This is a genomic window from Paenibacillus sp. J22P90, assembly GCF_059692195.1.
The window spans coordinates 146717-164590 of the sequence record NZ_JCAUAY010000011.1; the positions used below are offsets into that span (position 1 = coordinate 146717).

At 50.3% G+C, this 17874-nt stretch carries 16 protein-coding genes and 1 riboswitch; all 16 genes read right to left on the bottom strand.

Features of this window, described 5'->3' with window-relative positions:
* Positions 1–7: 7 nt before the first annotated feature.
* The 16 genes from AC58UX_RS28020 to prfA all read right to left on the bottom strand — a co-directional run bounded on the left by AC58UX_RS28020 (position 8) and on the right by prfA (position 17858).
* A complete protein-coding gene (locus tag AC58UX_RS28020; protein ID WP_497258882.1) occupies positions 8–1606 on the bottom strand; it encodes a response regulator in 1599 nt (532 codons plus the stop codon).
* On the bottom strand, positions 1603–3387 hold the full coding sequence (locus tag AC58UX_RS28025; RefSeq protein WP_497258884.1) for a cache domain-containing sensor histidine kinase: 1785 nt from the start codon (positions 3385–3387) through the stop codon (positions 1603–1605). The genes AC58UX_RS28020 and AC58UX_RS28025 overlap by 4 nt, the downstream gene beginning before the upstream one ends.
* Positions 3388–3448: 61 nt before the next feature.
* Entirely contained in the window at positions 3449–5062 is a 1614-nt protein-coding gene (locus AC58UX_RS28030; protein WP_497258886.1) for a type 2 periplasmic-binding domain-containing protein, read from the bottom strand.
* Positions 5063–5139: 77 nt separating this feature from the next.
* Positions 5140–6012, bottom strand: a complete 873-nt coding sequence (locus AC58UX_RS28035; RefSeq protein WP_497258888.1) for a carbohydrate ABC transporter permease — start codon at positions 6010–6012, stop codon at positions 5140–5142.
* A gap of 15 nt (positions 6013–6027) precedes the next feature.
* Positions 6028–6930, bottom strand: a complete 903-nt coding sequence (locus AC58UX_RS28040) for an ABC transporter permease (RefSeq protein WP_497258890.1) — start codon at positions 6928–6930, stop codon at positions 6028–6030.
* 140 nt (positions 6931–7070) lie between these two features.
* Positions 7071–8789, bottom strand: coding sequence for a family 16 glycosylhydrolase (locus tag AC58UX_RS28045; RefSeq protein ID WP_497258892.1), 1719 nt, complete (start codon positions 8787–8789; stop codon positions 7071–7073).
* Positions 8790–8791: 2 nt separating this feature from the next.
* The gene (locus AC58UX_RS28050; RefSeq protein WP_497258894.1) at positions 8792–9799 is read right to left on the bottom strand and encodes a glycoside hydrolase family protein; all 1008 of its coding nucleotides are present in this window, start codon (positions 9797–9799) and stop codon (positions 8792–8794) included.
* A gap of 169 nt (positions 9800–9968) precedes the next feature.
* Positions 9969–11219, bottom strand: a complete 1251-nt coding sequence (gene glyA, locus AC58UX_RS28055) for a serine hydroxymethyltransferase (RefSeq protein WP_497258896.1) — start codon at positions 11217–11219, stop codon at positions 9969–9971.
* A gap of 36 nt (positions 11220–11255) precedes the next feature.
* Positions 11256–11861: a TIGR01440 family protein gene (locus tag AC58UX_RS28060; protein ID WP_497258898.1), complete on the bottom strand. Its 606-nt coding sequence runs from the start codon at positions 11859–11861 to the stop codon at positions 11256–11258.
* A gap of 16 nt (positions 11862–11877) precedes the next feature.
* A complete protein-coding gene (rpiB, locus tag AC58UX_RS28065; protein WP_497258900.1) occupies positions 11878–12336 on the bottom strand; it encodes a ribose 5-phosphate isomerase B in 459 nt (152 codons plus the stop codon).
* 104 nt (positions 12337–12440) lie between these two features.
* A riboswitch (ZMP/ZTP riboswitch) is annotated at positions 12441–12521 on the bottom strand.
* Between the two features lie 54 nt (positions 12522–12575).
* Entirely contained in the window at positions 12576–13148 is a 573-nt protein-coding gene (locus AC58UX_RS28070; protein WP_497258902.1) for a low molecular weight protein arginine phosphatase, read from the bottom strand.
* A gap of 75 nt (positions 13149–13223) precedes the next feature.
* A complete protein-coding gene (locus AC58UX_RS28075) occupies positions 13224–13784 on the bottom strand; it encodes a manganese efflux pump MntP (RefSeq protein WP_497258904.1) in 561 nt (186 codons plus the stop codon).
* Positions 13785–13854: 70 nt separating this feature from the next.
* Positions 13855–14934 carry an L-threonylcarbamoyladenylate synthase gene (locus tag AC58UX_RS28080; RefSeq protein WP_497258906.1) on the bottom strand — a complete coding sequence of 360 codons (1080 nt, stop codon included), beginning with the start codon at positions 14932–14934 and terminating at the stop codon, positions 13855–13857.
* 28 nt (positions 14935–14962) lie between these two features.
* Positions 14963–15763, bottom strand: coding sequence for a stage II sporulation protein R (gene spoIIR / locus AC58UX_RS28085; protein WP_497258908.1), 801 nt, complete (start codon positions 15761–15763; stop codon positions 14963–14965).
* A 137-nt stretch (positions 15764–15900) separates the two neighbouring features.
* The gene (gene prmC, locus AC58UX_RS28090; RefSeq protein WP_497258910.1) at positions 15901–16794 is read right to left on the bottom strand and encodes a peptide chain release factor N(5)-glutamine methyltransferase; all 894 of its coding nucleotides are present in this window, start codon (positions 16792–16794) and stop codon (positions 15901–15903) included.
* Positions 16794–17858, bottom strand: coding sequence for a peptide chain release factor 1 (gene prfA, locus AC58UX_RS28095; RefSeq protein ID WP_497258912.1), 1065 nt, complete (start codon positions 17856–17858; stop codon positions 16794–16796). The genes prmC and prfA overlap by 1 nt, the downstream gene beginning before the upstream one ends.
* Positions 17859–17874 lie beyond the last annotated feature (16 nt).

Sequence of the window (17874 nt, forward strand, 5' to 3'; positions counted from 1 at the left end):
CTCCTCGTCAATCCCTCCAGCTTGCCGCGACAAACTTCTGCGGAGAGGTCCCGGTTATTTTTTTGAATAAGGTACAAAAATATTTCTCATTATGAACGCCAACCGCCTCGGCCAGCTCTAAATTAGAATAATCGCTCTTGCGCAGCAGCTCGATCGCTCGCTCAATCCTGCGCTTGGAGACGTAGTCGGTGAAATTGATCCCTAACTCTTTTTTGAAAAGTTCGCTCACATATGACGGATTCAAATGGATATGCTCCGCCACGACGCCGAGAGAAATCGATTCCTTCAGGTGATCCTCAACGAAACGCATCGCTTTAACCATTTCAGGACGAAGACCATTCCCTTCCGCGTGTGCATGGAGCCTTTCCCACTCCATGCGCAACCGTTCAACAAGCTGATGCAGGTGCGTACAGTCCGTCAATGCGGCCATCGCTGCTAAATCGGCATGCCCCACCGGAAGCAGCCGCTGCCGAAGCCGCGTGCACCAGCCCTCGACATAGCCGAGCAGCTTGCTCGGGACGACGCGATGACTGTGCAGCACATGAAGCAGCGGCGTGAACGCTTCGCCGCTGGACTTCGTGCTCATCCGCTCGAGCGTTTGCTCGAATCGCTCTGTCAGCTCGCGCCAGTCGCTCTCGGTGTAGCTAATGCGCCGATTTGGCGTCACCACCGTGCCAAAGCTGGCATAGAAGGTGTCCGCAAGCGCACCTTTGGCTTCCTCATAAGCGGCTGAAGCATGCCCCCAGCCATGATGCATGCGGCTCACGCCAACGGATACCGATATCCGTAGATACGTCTTAATCGCATCGCGAATGCTCTCCCCAAGCTCATAGCAGATCCGATCGAACGATTGTTCGCTGCCTGCTCGAATCGTAGCAAGGGCAACGATGACGCCCTGCTGCAGCTCACAAGCGAAGCAGCTCCCTTTTTCCTGCAGCACTTCTTCAATAATGTTCAACATGCCGTATTTCAGCATGTTACGATCAGCTGGCGAGTACTCCGAGCAGAATACATCGTAGTTATCAAAACGCACAGTGAAACAACCATATTGCCGCGGCTCAAAGCCTGGCACCAGCTCCGCGCTTCGGCGATCCATCACAGGATCGGATACTTCCCCGCGCAGCAGCTCTTCCAGTAGATGTTTGCGCAGTCGATACGAATTCTCTTTCACCGAGCCGCTGAGACTTTGCAGCCGTCGCTCCTTCTCCTCGCGAGCAATGACGTTATCACGTGCTTTGGACAAAGCTAGGCGCACATCTTCTTCTCGCAGAGGCACCTTGACCAAATATTCAAAAACACCCATGGCAATCGCTTGTTTAGCATAGGCAAAGTCGGAATAAGCGCTTAGGATGATGACTTCAACCCCAGGCAAACGTTCCCGAAGCTGACGCACGAGTTCAATGCCGTCCATCCCTGGCATCACGATATCCGTGATAATCAGATCTGGGCGCAGCTGCTCAGCTTGTTCAAGTGCTTCAGCGCCCGAATAGGCACGGCCCACAAGTCGGAAAGGCAATCGTCGCTCCGCCCATCGCCCGAAGTACGTCTCTAACCGCTTCACCATCGGCGGCTCATCATCCACAATGAGGCAAGTTACTTCTCTCATTGCGCCTCCCCCCTTCCTCGTTCCTCCTGCTTCACTTGCGCCATATCATCGGGAAATGTCAGTGTTACACAAGTTCCACGCCCCGGTTCGCTCCATACGCTAAGCCCGTAAGGCTCCCCATAATTCAAACGGATGCGTTGATGAATGTTGTACAAGCCAATTCGTTTACGATGATCAAAATTCTTCTCCACAGGGTCTGCCAGCAGCAGCTCCGTGGCTTTGTCAGTCGTCATGCCGACGCCTTCATCCTCAACCTCAATGACAAGATTGCCGTCCCGACGAGCAGCAGATAACCGGATTGCCCCTGATTTACGTCCGCCTGCGTACCCGTGAAAAATGCTATTCTCCACAATCGGCTGAAGCGCCATGCGCAGTACAGGAAGCTCTAAGGTGATCGAATCGATCTCCTCGATGAGCTCAAACTCGCAGTCATATCGAATCTTTTGGATATATAAATAATCCTTCACATTCCGAAGCTCCTGCTCCAAGCTGACACGGTCAGAAAACTCCGTAATCCCGTATTCCAGAATAGAGATCAATGCCTCAATGATATTGTCGACCTCGTGATAACGGCCAAATGCGACCACATTGGAGATCGACCCCAGCGTGTTATAAAGAAAATGAGGATTGATTTGGGACTGAAGCACTTCAATTTCTAGCTCTTTCTTCTTACGCTCGCCACGATTCACGTGCTCAATTAGCGTCCGAATTTGGCGCAGCATATCGTCGAACGTTTCCGCCAACTTGCCGAACTCATCTTGGCGTGTGCTTGATATGTTCACGTTCAGATCCCCGTGACGAACTTGGCTTATTTTACGAATAAGATAATAAACTGGTGTTCGAATCATACGAGCTACGAAGCCAGCCGTTACTACACTGAGCAAAAAGCCAAGCAGCAGCAACCCGATGAAAAAGGTCTCAATTCGCTTCAATGTGGTTTGCAGCGTCGTGCCATCATAGAAGGCGAATACGATCCATTTGGTTCGTGGATTAATGCTCTTCATAATAGTCACAGCGGTGCCATTCATATTCTCTTTGAAGACGTCGTCCTTGGACTCCACAAGCTCCCGACCATCCCGGTCGTCAAAGCGCAAACGATGATCGACGATACTGAACAGACGACTGCCCGCTGGCTCGAGGATGATACGTCCCTCTTTATCCATGATGCCTAATTGTAAATCGTTGCTGCCGCCGCCAATTTTCTGTAATCGTTCCTGCATCGCAGTTAGATTCAAATCGACAGCCACGGCCATCGGCTCCCCCGCAATCGTAATTGCTTTGGTGAAGGTAACCGTCCAACCGGAGAAGAAGTTTTGGTAAGGCTGACTAACCGTAACTGCCCCGTAGGCGTTACTGTATGCCATTTTATATAGGGGATCACGATCGTCTCTAGGGTCATTAATGACTTTAGTTACCGGATTTCCGCCTAGAATAGACAAATCCTTGCGAATCACGTAGACGTCGGTTAACATAACCGAGTTTTCACGATAGGCATTCTCTAGGGCCGCTTGCGCAGCCGTCAAATCGTTACGCCACGAAGCAGCCGAAGTGGAGAGCTGCCCGATCGTATTTTGCACAAGTAGAAAGTAAAGATCGATATATTCCTCTTCCTTATGCAGCAACTGTGTGGCTTGATTGAGCTGACTGGACGTAATTTCATTCTTAATATAGCGGTAGGATAAGCCGCTTAGAATAGCCTCCGAGCTGAGCACGAAGACGAAACAGACCAGAAACAGTCGGAAGGATATATTGTGAAACCATTTCTTGATCCAATCTCGCATGTGCGCACCCCTCGTTGTAATGCGGAAAAAGAGGAGATATCTCCCCTATTTCCTTCTTTATTTATTTGATTACACCGTCACCCTGCAACTGCTTCGTATAATTCGCAATCGCATCGTTCAGCTTGAATTTGTCTTGCAGCGTCTTCACGTACGTATCCCAGTTCGTTAATGGCTCTTTACCCGTTACGAATTTCAGCATCATTTCATTCACATACTTCAGGCGATCTTGCGACATAGGATCAGCTGGATCGTCAAAAACACGTGGATTTACGTTGTTTTCTTTCAAGTAGCTCGTGTTAATCTTCTGGTTCGCGTTCGTGATATCAGGTTTTTGGAAGTCGAAGTACACGCTGTCTGTCGCCTTACGAACGAAAGCATAGTTATAGCGCCACTCAATCTCTTTCTCGTTGTAAGTGGCTCTATCAATCAGCTTCGGTGTGCCATTCGTCACCGTAAATGACTTATCTTTGATCCCATAAGCTAGGAACGGATACGCATCTTTATTGGTGTATAGATATTGAATGAACTGCAGCGCACGTTTCGCTTTGCCAGCATCTTTCAGCGCTTCCTTCGAAAGTCCAATAAGGGACTGTTGGAATGGTTTCACGTCAAGGATTTGATCACCATACGGCCCTTTTGGCGGCGCGATTTGTTTCCAATCCGGCACACTGCCTCCGGCATCCTGCATTTTCTTCGTTTCTGCAGGCTCCGAACGGCGCCAGTCTTCAATCATAATACCAACCTTGCCTTGGTACATTTTATTATCACGTTTGAGTCCATCATCAATCGTTACCCAGTCAGGGTCGACGACTTTGGCATCGATCATTTCTTTAATGAACGTCAGTGCTTCCTTCGTCTTCGCATCAGCGTTGTAGACAACAACTTTACCGTCTTTGACATCAACGAAGTTAGGCTGAACACCAAACATCCAGAAAATCTGCTGGAAGCCTTGCGCACCACTCGTGCTGTAACCTAATGAACCGTCCTTCGGCAGCATCGCGACGTAACCATACGTATCGTTTTTGCCATTGCCGTCTGGATCATTGAAAGTGAACGCTTTCATAACATTGAGCAACTCTTGTGGATTTGTAGGAACGGACAGGTTTAATTTTTTGAGCCATGTATTGTTAATCCACCAACCGTTTACACCGCCAACAGCTTCGGAAGCTGGTAAACCAATCGTATGACCTTTATATTTCATAGGCTCAAGGCGCGAAGGGTCGAATGCTTTCGGAAGCTCCGGGAACTCCTTCAACAAATCATCGAGATCGGCGAGTAAGCCTTGATCGTAATATTTAATCGCAGAGGCACGATCTGGGAAAGAGACGATGTCGGGAATCTGATTGGAGGAGATCAGCAGGTTCAGCTTATCCTTCCAGTTCTCGCCGCCCATGATCATGTCGAGATCCATGTTGTTGTCTTTTTCGATCATCTGACGAATCGGATCCTGCTCTTTCGCTGGCATTGGCGTCGTTAAACGATAGCCCACCGTATTATAAAAGCTAACTTTGTACTTCTTGTCAGCTTCCACCGGTTTAGCTGTTTGCGCTGCACCCGTCGAAGGAGCAACACTTGCGCTTGGAGAAGCCGTATTCTCGGCCTTACTACAGCCAGCAGCCACAACACCTAATAACACCGTCATACTAAGCAGCGCACTTGCGTGATTCTTTTTCATCTTGAACCTCTCCCTTTAGTCTATTATACATGCTATATCAAGAGTTGACTCTAGATATCATTCGTATTGGCCCCTCATTACCCCTTAACAGAGCCAAGCAGGACACCTCGGGTAAAATGCTTCTGGATGAACGGATACACAACCAGAATCGGCAGTGTTGTAATGGCGACGGACGCCATTTGGACCGAAATCGGGTTCACCGAGTTAGCAGCTTCCGCTGCATCCCCGCTAATTGCGACAGAGGCGAGTAAGATCTGCCTTAGAAATAGCTGCACAGGCTGATTCTCTGGGGTGTTGATGTAGAGCAGCGCATCGAAATAACTGTTCCAATGCCACACGGCGTAGAAAAGACCAATCGTCGCGATAATCGGGACGGACAGCGGGATGACGATACGTACCAGAATGGAGATTTCACCCGCTCCATCAATGCGAGCAGCTTCGTCAATGGCCTCTGGCAGCTGTTCAAAAAAGCTTTTCACAATCATGAGATAGAATGCATTAATCAATCCAGGGACGATGAGCGACCATTCGGAATTGAGCAGCCCTATATTTTTCACGAGCAAGTAGCCTGGAATAATACCGCCGTTGAACAGCATGGTGAAGACGATGAATAGCAGGAACCCGCTTCGGCCCGGCAACCCTTTTCGTGAGAGCGGGAGCGCCGTAATCACGGTGAACAAGAGGTTGAGCACTGTGCCGACAATGACTCGGAACAGCGTAACTTGATAAGCATCGAGCAGCCTGCCCCCCTGCATAATCTCGCGATACGCAGTCAATGTGGTGTGCGTAGGGATGATCACAAGCCCATCCTTCTTAATGAACTCGGAGATCGGGGTCAGTGACACACTGATTACATAGAGAAACGGTAGTACGCAGGAAGCAGCGAGCAGTGCAAGCAACGTATAATTAATGCCTTGGGCGAGCCGGTCGCCGGTAGTCATATGACGCATGGATGATTCCTCCTTCTACCAGATTTGTCCGTCGAATTTTTTGGCAACCCGATTCGCACCAAGCACTAGCACGAAGCCGATCACTGATTTGAACAATCCGACAGCGGTAGCAAGTCCAATGCGTCCTTCTTGTAAACCGACCCTATACACCCATGTCTCAATAACGTCGGCCTTCTCTTGATTAAGCGGATTGAGCATGATGAAAATTTGATCAAATCCGACATCGAGAATCGCGCTAAGCCGTAATACAAGCATCAATATAATGACATTGCGAATACCTGGGAGTGTAATATGCCACAGCTGACGGGACGAAGATGCGCCATCCATCGTCGCCGCTTCGTAAAGGCTCGGATCAATACCGGTGAGTGCTGCCAAGTAGATGATGGCTCCCCAACCAACTGACTGCCAGATATCCGTCGTGACAATAAGCGTTCTGATGAGATCGGACTCTGTTAAGAACGAAATTCGATCTAAGTGGAATGCCGTTAGCAGCTGATTCACAAGCCCTGTTCCCGGTGCTAGGAAAGCTACCAGCAAACCGTAAATGATGACCCACGATAAGAAATGAGGCAAGTAGGTTAATGTTTGAATCGTCCTTTTGAACCCAGTTGAGGTAACGGCATTGAGCATAAGTGCGAGTATAATCGGTGCTGGAAACGAAAATACGAGCTTGTAAAACGAAATCAGGATCGTGTTCCCGATAATTTGCTTGAAATACACGCCATCGAAAAATAGCTGAAAGTTCTGCCAGCCGACCCATGGGCTCTCCCATAATCCTTGCAGGACGTTGTAGTTCTTAAATGCAGCGGCGATGTACACCATCGGCACATATTTGAATACTGCAAAGTACAGCAAGCCCGGAAATAATAGGGCATACATCACACCGTATCTTCGCAGCAGGTTCATCGTTCGATGCATGAGCTGCCTCTCCTCTCTCTGTTTGTTATAGCTTTATTGTAGCAAGCTGTAAGAGTCGTTCCTTTTCATATCTTTGGCAGATGGTCTAAAATCTTCGGAAATACGAAAGCCGCCTCCCGGAAGAGAGACGGCTTATTAGATTAGTTTTTGACGAGTTTAATGTAGTCGTAAGCGAGATTATAGGTGCTGGCGGACGCGTTCTTACCTGTCACAGTGAAGCGGAACGTTTGGTTACCTGCTGTGCCAATCGTGATGGTTCCTAGGTTAGACTCCGCATACCCCGAAGTTGCGGCATACTGATCTACCGTCGAACCTAGATTGGTGCCATTCACTGCGAGCTGATAAATCCCTTTATTAAACGCTTTGCGATTACCCACATACACGGTATACGTCCCTGTCTGCGGCACATTCACAGTGTACTGCACATAATCGCCTACGCCGTTGCCGCTCAAATTATTGAATGATCCTGCGCTGGCAGGTGCATCTGTATAATTCGCTTGTGAGTCGCCAGATGATGTTGTGACGGGTAAGGACTCCGCTTCGTATACCGTTGTCGCTGACACCTCACTGAAATTCACATCATCAACAAGCATCCACTGTGTGGAAGTCGCATTGGACGTGAAGGCAATCGTTGCTTGACCATTGGTCACGGGGATGTTATTCAGCGTGATTTGTGTCCACGTGCTGGTTGTGGGAACCGTCATATTCATCTCCGCGCCGCCATAATTCAGCACTCGCATCATCGCCTGCGACTGGCCGCCGGAGCTCTTCACCCATGCGCTGAGCTGGTAGGTGCCATTGGCGATCCCATTGAGATTCTGTTTCGTCGTAACCAAATAATTGCTCGCTTTCGCGTGTTTCAACGAGCGCGTACCTGTATGAGCATCCGTCGTCGTCATGAAGCTGGCGTCTTTATCATAAGTTTCGATCCAGTTTGGCGTATCTTGATCCGTATAGCCATTTGACGTGTCCTTTACGGTAAACTCCATCTGAGGATTGCCCAGAAGGTTGGCATTAGGGTAGCTCTTCGCGTAAAAACGGAAGTAATCGAACTCACTTTCACCTGGCAGTTTCGTGTAGTCTGAGACTGTCTTGTAGCCCAGCGCAGTCAGCCAAAAATTCGCCGGCGCAAATGGCATCGGTGTCGTTGTGGTATTGATCGTATTGACAATTGTACCGTCAAGGTAGAACTTAATCGCCGTCGGCGTCCATTCATATCCATAGACATGCCATGCATCCGGCGTGACGTTCACATGCTGACGTGGCGAGCTGTAGCCGGGCACATACGTGATCGTCCCCGTATCGTAGTAGCCGTTAGCGGAGTCATGCTCGAAGCCGTCAATCTCAGTCGCCTGATTGTAATACGGCAAATTACCCGCAGCAATTTCGGCCGTTAAGCCGGTTATGTTATTCGCGGCGATATGGTTGCTCAGCCCCATACTCCAGAAGGAGGAATGCAGTCCCGTCGTTGAATTAAACAGCTTCGCTCTCGTTTCATAATAGCCATAGCCGAACAGCTTTTTCGATACTAAGCCGCCACAGGTGTTGTACCATGTGCCATTAATCTGTTCACGCTTAAAATCAATGTGCAAGGAACCGCCCGATTCACGTACGTTTTCTTTGCGATTGTAGCCAAGTGAGTAGGGTCCTGCATCGCGGTACATCCAGTCGTTCTCATTAATCACCGTATCGTCAAATTCATCGGCATAAAATAACGTATAGCCAGCAGGTGCAGCCGCCGAAGCCGGGGTGGGCGAAACTGTCGATAGCGCTGCAGTAGCCAGCAAACATAAGGGTAATACCGTGCGGAGCGGATTGACTAAACTAGTACGAAGCGGACTAAGCCATTTCAAGTTCATCATTAATCTCCTCCTAATGGAATTCGAATGTTGTACGATCGGCTCCCTTCTCGTTCAAGAACAGCACACAGCAGGACAGCAGGATTCCCGTTATCATCGAACCACAACTGAGGGCGTTCCAGTCGGTGTACGGATTGAGATACCTGATGAGCCCAGTGAATTTGTAGATCGAAAGCCAGCACATGCCGCGATGGTCGCCACGAAATACCGTCTGATGATTCAAATAAAGCCACAGAGCCGCGTTCTGATTTTGTAAAATAACCTTGAAAATCCTTCATCAATGCATAGTAGTCATTGCCCTGACACCATACGCAAGGGTCCTCAACCGCCCAATCGTTGGTCGGGTTCGACACCGCCACCTCTGGCAGCTTGCGGAACGGTCCGAGCGGATGGTCGGCAAAGGCGATGCCTGCATTCACCGCCCCGCCTTTTGGGGGAGGACCCTCGGCTACACCTTTATACATCATGAGGATTCGGCCGTCCACGGTTTCGCACACCGTAGGATTGCTCGTCATTAGACCATCCCACTCTCCTGGTGAAGCATCTAGTACAGGAGATGTTCCACGCGTCCATGGACCTGCGGGATGATCTGCGACAGCAACGCCGATCCGTTGATGGTTGCGATACGTCCACCATGTGGCTTCATCGGCAGCTTGGTCGAGATCAAAATCGGGGCCATGCGTCCCCATGTAGTACAAGTAATAACGATTATTGTGGTGCAAAATCGCTGGATTGTGCGCCACATCCCGATCCCAGCTCGCTGCGCCCTCGCGACAGGTCCAGAGCGTATCCACATGGTGGAACGGCCCCAGTGGATTGTCAGCCACCGCATAGGCGATTTCGGAATGCGTGACCCACGCCTCAAAGCCCACTTTCTCAGGCCAACGCGAGTAAAATAAGTAGTACCTCCCCTCCGCATCTCGTGTCATCGAACCACACCACACATGCCAACCATCTAGCTCAAACTTCGCATTGGCCGGCACCGGCCGAAGCCGTTCTTGAAAATTCATGCTCACCTCTCCTAGCTGTGTAAGGGTTTACATTCGTACAGACTCAGTGTAAGGCGTGCGCTTATCTGAAAGGTTTCATATTTTCGTAAGATGGTTTGAAGTTTTGGGGATGTGTTTCCGCGTGGACAAAAAAAGACCAGCTCCAATGAGCTGGCCCTGTCTCTAATGATTAGTAAGTCAAACCTGGGTAAAGCGGGTATTGTGCCGTTAAATCGGACACCATGCCACGAGCTTTCTCAAGCGTAGCTTCGTCTTTCGGGTTTTTCAACGTCAGCGCGATAACTTTCGCGATCGTTTTCATCGCTTCTTCGTCCATACCACGGGAAGTTACAGCCGGTGTACCCAAGCGGATACCGCTAGTGATGAACGGGCTAGTTGGGTCGAAAGGAATCGCGTTTTTGTTCGCTGTAATACCGATCTCATCAAGCACGTGCTCTGCATCCTTACCTGTGATGTTCAGGTTACGCAGGTCAACCAACATCAAGTGGTTGTCTGTACCGCCGGAAACAAGGTTGATGCCTTCAGCTGTAAGAGCCGTCGCCAATGCTTGTGCGTTGTTGATGACGTTTTGACCGTACACTTTGAAATCCGGTTGAAGAGCTTCACCGAAAGATACAGCTTTCGCTGCGATCGTGTGCATCAAAGGACCACCTTGGGAACCAGGGAATACCGCTTTATCAATCGCTGCTGCCCAAGCTTTTTTCGTAAGAATCATACCGCCGCGAGGACCACGAAGCGTTTTGTGTGTTGTAGTTGTTACAAAATGTGCGTGTGGCACTGGGTTCGGGTGCAAACCAGCTGCTACTAGACCAGCGATGTGCGCCATATCAACGAAGAACAATGCGCCTACATCGTTAGCGATGGAAGCCAATGCTTCGAAATCAATCGTACGCGGGTATGCACTTGCACCAGCTACGAGCATGCGAGGCTTATGTTTGAAAGCTGCTTTACGAACATCGTCATAGTCGATGCGAGCATCTTTTTCGCTTACGCCGTAAGCTACGAAGTTGTAAAGAATACCGGAAGCATTAACTGGGCTACCGTGTGTTAAGTGACCACCGTGCGCAAGGTTCATACCAAGAACCGTGTCACCAGGGTTTAGCGCAGCCAAGTAAACAGCCATGTTCGCTTGCGCACCGGAATGCGGTTGAACGTTCGCGTGCTCAGCACCGAAAAGCTCTTTCGCGCGATCACGAGCGATGTCTTCCACGATGTCTACGTACTCACAGCCACCATAGTATCTTTTGCCTGGGTAGCCTTCTGCATATTTGTTCGTCAAAACAGTGCCCATAGCCTCAAGAACCGCTTGGCTCACGATGTTCTCGGAAGCGATTAACTCAATTTTGTCGCGTTGACGGCCTAGCTCAAGGTTCATAGCTTCTACGATTTTCGGATCTTGTTTGCTCAAAAAGTTTGTCATAGGGAATTCCTCCTAAGGATGTTAGTTGAAAATAAATTAGCAATCTGCATCAGGTGCAGCTTGTTGATAAAGTTGATCCGCCTGATCAGCGGAGTATACAGCTCTAGTACCACCGATCAGCTTCGGCCGTGCGAATGCCATCGTGACATAAGCTTGGCCAATATGACGAACAGGCGGCCTTGCGGGAACAGCGACTCTGCGCAGATGCATGCCAATTAGCGTTGAGCCAATATCGATGCCTGCATGCGCCTGAATCGTCTCAACAACGACCGGCTTCGCGAAGTGTCTATACGCGTAGGAAGCCATCGAGCCCCCGGCCTTCGGCACGGGGATCACGGAAACAGGCTCCAGCTGTGGCGACAGCGCCAGCAGCTCTTCTTCTACGACCAGCGCACGATTCAGATGCTCGCAGCACTGGTAGGCCGCATACAGCCCGAACTCGCTGCAAATGCGCTTAACGGTTTCAAAAATCGGCTTAGCCGCATCCAGCGTGCCCGACGTACCGATCCGATGTCCGAGGATTTCACTCGTGCTCGTACCGATCACCACAATGTTGCCAGGACGCAGGCTGCCAACCGCAACCAACTCTCGTAGATTCGCTTCCAAAGCTTCTGCTATAGGTTCATACATAGAATCTGTCATTGTGGCTCCCTCATCTCTAGGGATGTACCGTGAAACGATCTTCGATGCTCTGTACTTTGTTAATCCGATTCTTGTGGCGGACACCTTCCGAAAACTCAGTTTCCAACCAGATTTTGACGATTTCTTCTGCTACGCCAGGACCAACAACACGCTCGCCCATCGCTAGTACGTTCGTATCATTATGTTCACGCGTCGCTTTCGCGGAGAAGAGGTCATGCACAAGCGCACAACGGATACCAGGAACTTTATTCGCAGCAATGGACATCCCAATGCCAGTTCCACAAAGCAGAATCCCTTTATCTGCGTCTCCTGAAACGACTTTTTCACAAACCTGAAGCGCATAATCTGGATAATCGACGGAATCGCCGCAGTTGCATCCGAAATCGATTACTTGATGACCTAATGATTCAATAAAAGGAATGATAACATCTTTCAAACGATAGCCTGCATGATCAGCACCTAAAGCAATTTTCATAACTTAAACGCTCCTTTTGACTTGTTCGAATTCGACCATCCTATTATATCCCAAAGCTCACCAAAAACGAAAAAAAGAGCGCACACGCTAGAAAACGCGCGTTGCTCTTTTGCCCAGGCGACCGGCCGTATAGCTCAATGCTCCATTGTGGTTACTCCCACTCGTCGCCAGTTACATTGAGTCTTGCTTGTTACTTTGTATTTTATCGCATTCCCTGCGATGTGTAAAGCTCTATTGGCCTAGCGTAATTTCTTCACCAATTTATCCAAGCTCCGACTAATTTCCTCAGCCGTATATCGATAATCAGCCAACGACCCACCATAAGGATCCGAGATGTCGTAATCGGGAATCGTATTTTCCAGCGTATACATACGACTTCTTTCTTCTATCGTTACCGTTTGGGACAGCGCCTGCTTAAGCTGAAGCTCTGTCGCAAGCTGCTCTCGTTCTTCAATCGCTTGGAGAATACGCGCATCGTCCTCTACGTACTCCTTGAGCGTATACGTCTTCTCGATCGCATGAGGAAAACGCCCAATGACTGTGCGCTTATGCCCCGTCGTCATCGTCAAGATCAGATCCGCCCAATCCACATCCGCCGAGCTTATCGCCAAAGAACTGATAGCTTCCTTGAAACCCGCTTCATGCAGAAGCGACTGGCTATTTCTCGATATCGGGCCTCCCGTCATCGCAGATACACCTGCCGAACGAACCTCCGCCGCAAGCCCCTCTTGATGCACCCTCATACGCAGCAAACCTTCAGCTAACGGACTGCGGCACGTATTTCCTGTACAGACAAATAGAATTCGCAACATGAAATCCTCCTGAAAATAAGCATTTTAATTCCTAAACTATACGTATTATTTCAAAAGCTAACTCCCCATATTGTATCATAGTAAAAACTTGATCCCAAACCCTAATAAGATAAGTCCGCCGAATGCCTCGCCGTATTCCCCTACCCAACCGCTAACCCGTCTTCCTAGCAGCAAGCCCGCTATCGAAAGCAACCCGCCAAACAGACCAAAGATGAGCACGGTAAGCACAATGTCTGTAGCAAACATACCCAAAGAAACGCCCACAGAGAACGAATCTATACTAACGCTGAGGGCGAAAATGATGAGCCCCCATAACGTCCGATGATCGAATGACGACGCTTCTTCCCCGCGTATCGAGCTGTATACCATATGAGCGCCGAGTAAAATAAGTAAACATCCACCAGCGGCTGTCGCGACGTTTCCCAGAAGGAGAGAGACATACTGGCCCATAAACATGCCCGTCAGTGGCATAAGCACATGAAAGATGCCGATCACAATGCTGATTTTCAAAATGTCCAACAACCGAATGCCTTTCATTCCTATGCCAATTCCTAACGAAAAAGCATCTAGGCCCAAAGCAATCGCCATTATTCCAATTGTCATGAGTTGCCCAACTTGTATCCCAGATGCGAGCATAGTACGATCCCCCTTGTCCACGATTCTTTCTCAAGATATGCGGACAAACTGGGAATCATGCTAGTTAGCGTTAGAGACGAATCTGCTCATGACCAGCAGCTTTCAACAATCGATTCATAATGGCTCGGCCAATACCCGAATCGGGTACACCCTCTGCAACAATATAGCTAATACCCTGCTGATCAAAAGTCCGCAGAGCGGCATAAAGCTCCCGAGCTATCGTTTCGGGTTGAGATAAGGAGCCGCACGCAAGAACGAGATCTGCGCTGTACCCTCGCACTCTTTCTTCAAAAGTGAGAATGCCCGTCGATTCCCCGCGTGACTTCGCGGCATCGATATCCTTTTGAATCCAAGCCAAGACTTCCTGTTCGTCATTCCCTTGCACAATGTGCATGAAGCCCTTTGGCGCGTAATGCGCGTACTTCATCCCCGGTGCACGAGGCGTATCCGCAGCGGCTACCTCCGTATGTTCAGTGGCATGAATACGGATGTCTGGCAGAACGGCCTGCAGCTTTTCTGCAGTCACACCACCCGGCCTCAGCACATGCAACTCGCCGTCTACAAGCTGGATGACCGTGGACTCGACGCCAACGCCCGTGGCACCACCGTCTACAATGCCGCCAATTTTGCCATCCAAGTCATCACGTACATGAGAGGCCAGCGTCGGGCTCGGTCTACCCGAGCTATTCGCGCTTGGCGCAGCAATAGGAAGTCCCGCTTCACGAAGCAGTTGAAGGGCAACAGGATGATCCGGTATGCGAATACCGACCGTTTGCAATCCAGCCGTCACTAACGGCGAAAGGCTACCTGCAATAACAGGTAGCACAATGGTTAAAGGTCCGGGCCAGAACGCATTCATAAGCGCTTGATGATCGGTTGTCACACTATCTGGCTGAACAAGGCTGGAAAGCTGCTTCACATCAGCTATATGGACAATCAGAGGATTGTCGGAGGGTCTCCCTTTTGCTGCAAAAACCTCCTTCACCGCTCCGGTATTCGTCGCATCCGCACCAAGTCCATACACCGTTTCGGTCGGAAATGCGACGGTATCACCTTGCTGCAGGAGGCTTGCCGCCTCTGCAATATGCTGCGCTATCGCGCGCTCTTCGCCTTGATCCACGTTCCAGTAGGTTGTCACAATCACTCTCATCCTTACTTGTATGTTATAAATTTAATTGTTAGCTAAACCATGAAAAAATGGCTTTAAACATTTCCCAGATAAAAAACTTCACTTCCGGTTTTGCAGGCTCTTCCGTTGTGGATGCTGAGGATGCTGCTACTTCACCTTTAGCGTCTTTCTTTACAACCTTATCTGTCGATGCCGCTTTATCTTTACTCGCGACTTCGTCTTTTTTCTTAGCCGATGGTGTTTCGCTAGCTTTAGCCTTACTATCCTTCACGGGCTGCTTTTCCTTGCCGTTCTCATCCGTAGTTTTGGCCACGACGACTGCTGCCGAAGCAACCGCTTCACCGGATACAGAATCTACAAAGCATAATGGCGGGAACAGCACACACCACCAATTCTGGCCTTCACCAGAACCGATCACAACACGCAACGCTTCATAATCCCCTGCTGGGTAGACGTCGTTTCCGTACATTTTGGTTGGAAAAGGGACAACACCTAGCTCAACCGTATGCGGATAGTTGTAGCCACGGGATGCAATCATCTCGCCAACGAGTTGATCAAATTCAGGCAAATGCGCATTCACGACAGCTCTAGCCTCGTCCAAAGAATGCGGTCCAACGACCCACTCCGCCATACGGGCAATAATCGCATCGCGAATCTCGCGTTTCAAAGCTTGGTCCTGCGCCGAATCCGAATTTGCTAGAATGCGCAAACGAATGGATTCTTCTGGTATGGTAGGCGAAACTACCGCCGCGTTCGTACGATTGGATTCCCAACACATAATCATAAGTATAAGTGCAAAAGCAATGAATAATAGGCTCTTAACTGAGTGGCGCTCCGTTCTCTTAACCATGGAAGTAGCCCCTTTCCCGTTTCCGCTATCTACTTGCCAGTATGGACAAGAGTTGGTGGGGCTAAACCTATGAATCTATGATTTTTATAAAAATAATAGAGTTGATAGAGAAAGGGGCCGATCCTTAAAGTAATCGGCTACTCCTCGAAAGAGCGGATCGCGATCACGTGGCGATCGATCCCCTGGAGATCCTGCACGAAGCGGATCTCCGTCCAGTCCGCGGCGGCACCTAACAGCGCCGCAACAGCCTCCGCCTGCCCGATGCCCACCTCGAACCCGACCACGGTCGGGATTCGCGGCAGCCGGTGCAGCTGCGAAATCATACGGCGGTACAGGTCGAGTCCCTCGACACCGCCGAATAGAGCTGTGTGCGGCTCGAATAGCCGCACCTCGGGCATCAGCGCCGGCAGATCGCCATCTGGGATATACGGTGGGTTGGACACCAGTATATCCGGCGCGAGCCCGCGCTCGATGTAAGGCTCGAGGAGGTCGCCCTCGAGCCACGTGATCCGCGCAGCCACTTCGTGGCGCTGCGCATTCTTTAAGGCCATCTCCAGCGCTGCCGGGGAGATGTCGCTGGCCGCCACGCGCCACGCAGGGCGCGCGTGCGCGATCGTCACCGGGATGATGCCGCTCCCGGTGCCCACATCCGCAAGCAGCGGAGCGCCTTGCGGGAACAGACGCGAGCCCTCGTGGAGCAACGCTTCCACGAGCAGCTCGGTCTCCGGCCGGGGGATTAGCACGGCCGGCCCTACAGCAAACGGAAGGCCGAAGAAATCCTGCTCACCGGTGATGTACTGCACCGGCTCGCCCGCGGCCTTCCTTGCAACTAGCTGGTCCCACGTGGCGACCAGCTCTTCGGGCATCTGTTCCTGCCACCAGCGGAACAGCAGCTCGGTCCGACTGCAGCCGCCTAAGAGGTGCTGCAGCAGCAATTCCGTGCAAGACGAAGCCTCTGCGACACCTTGCTCTGCTAAAAAAGAAGAAGCCTTCACAAAGGCTTCTCTCACACTCATGTTCGCAGTCGTCATTACATCGCCTCGAGGGCATCGGATTGTGCAGCAATCGTCAACGCTGACACAATTTCCGCCATATCGCCGTTAAGCACCGTCTCCAAACGGTGTAACGTTAGGCCGATACGGTGATCGGTAATACGGCTTTGCGGGAAGTTGTACGTACGAATACGCTCTGAACGGTCACCCGTTCCGACTTTGCTTTTACGCTCGCCGGCATATTTCGCTTCTTCTTCTTCACGCATTTTATCTGAAATACGCGCACGCAGTACACGAAGCGCTTGTTCTTTATTGGAGTTCTGGGATTTGCCATCCTGACACGTTGCGACGATACCCGTTGGTACGTGAGTTACACGCACAGCGGATTTCGTTGTATTAACGGACTGACCGCCCGCTCCACTGGAACAGAACGTATCAACGCGAATATCCGCGTCGTGAATCACGATTTCCACATCTTCCGCTTCTGGCATAACAACAACCGTTGACGTGGATGTGTGGATCCGTCCACCGGATTCCGTTACTGGAATACGTTGAACACGGTGCGCCCCGCTCTCAAACTTGAGCTTGCTGTAAGCACCTTTACCCGTAATCATGAAAATAATCTCTTTAAATCCGCCCAAATCATTCACAGATGCATCAAGAATTTCCGTTCTCCAACCTTGTGCATCCGCATAACGCGTATACATCCGGTAGAGGTCGCCTGCGAACAGCGCAGCCTCATCGCCGCCGGCCGCTCCGCGAATTTCTACGATGACGTTCTTGTCATCGTTCGGGTCCTTCGGCATCATCAAAATACGAAGATGTTCTTCGAGTTTAGCGGATTGCTCGCTAAGCTCTTCGATCTCCATTTTGACCATTTCACGCATCTCATCGTCCAGCTTCTCATTCTGCATCACTTTCGCATCAGCCAGCTGTTCGCTCACGCTCTTATATTCATTATAAGCATCGTAAGCTTCTTGAAGATCGGATTGCTCTTTCGAATACTCTCTTAGCTTCTTCGTATCACTCGTTACATCCGGGTCACACAATAACTCGCTTAGTTTCTCATAGCGGTCCACAATGGACTGAAGTCGATCCAACATAGGGGATCACTCCTTT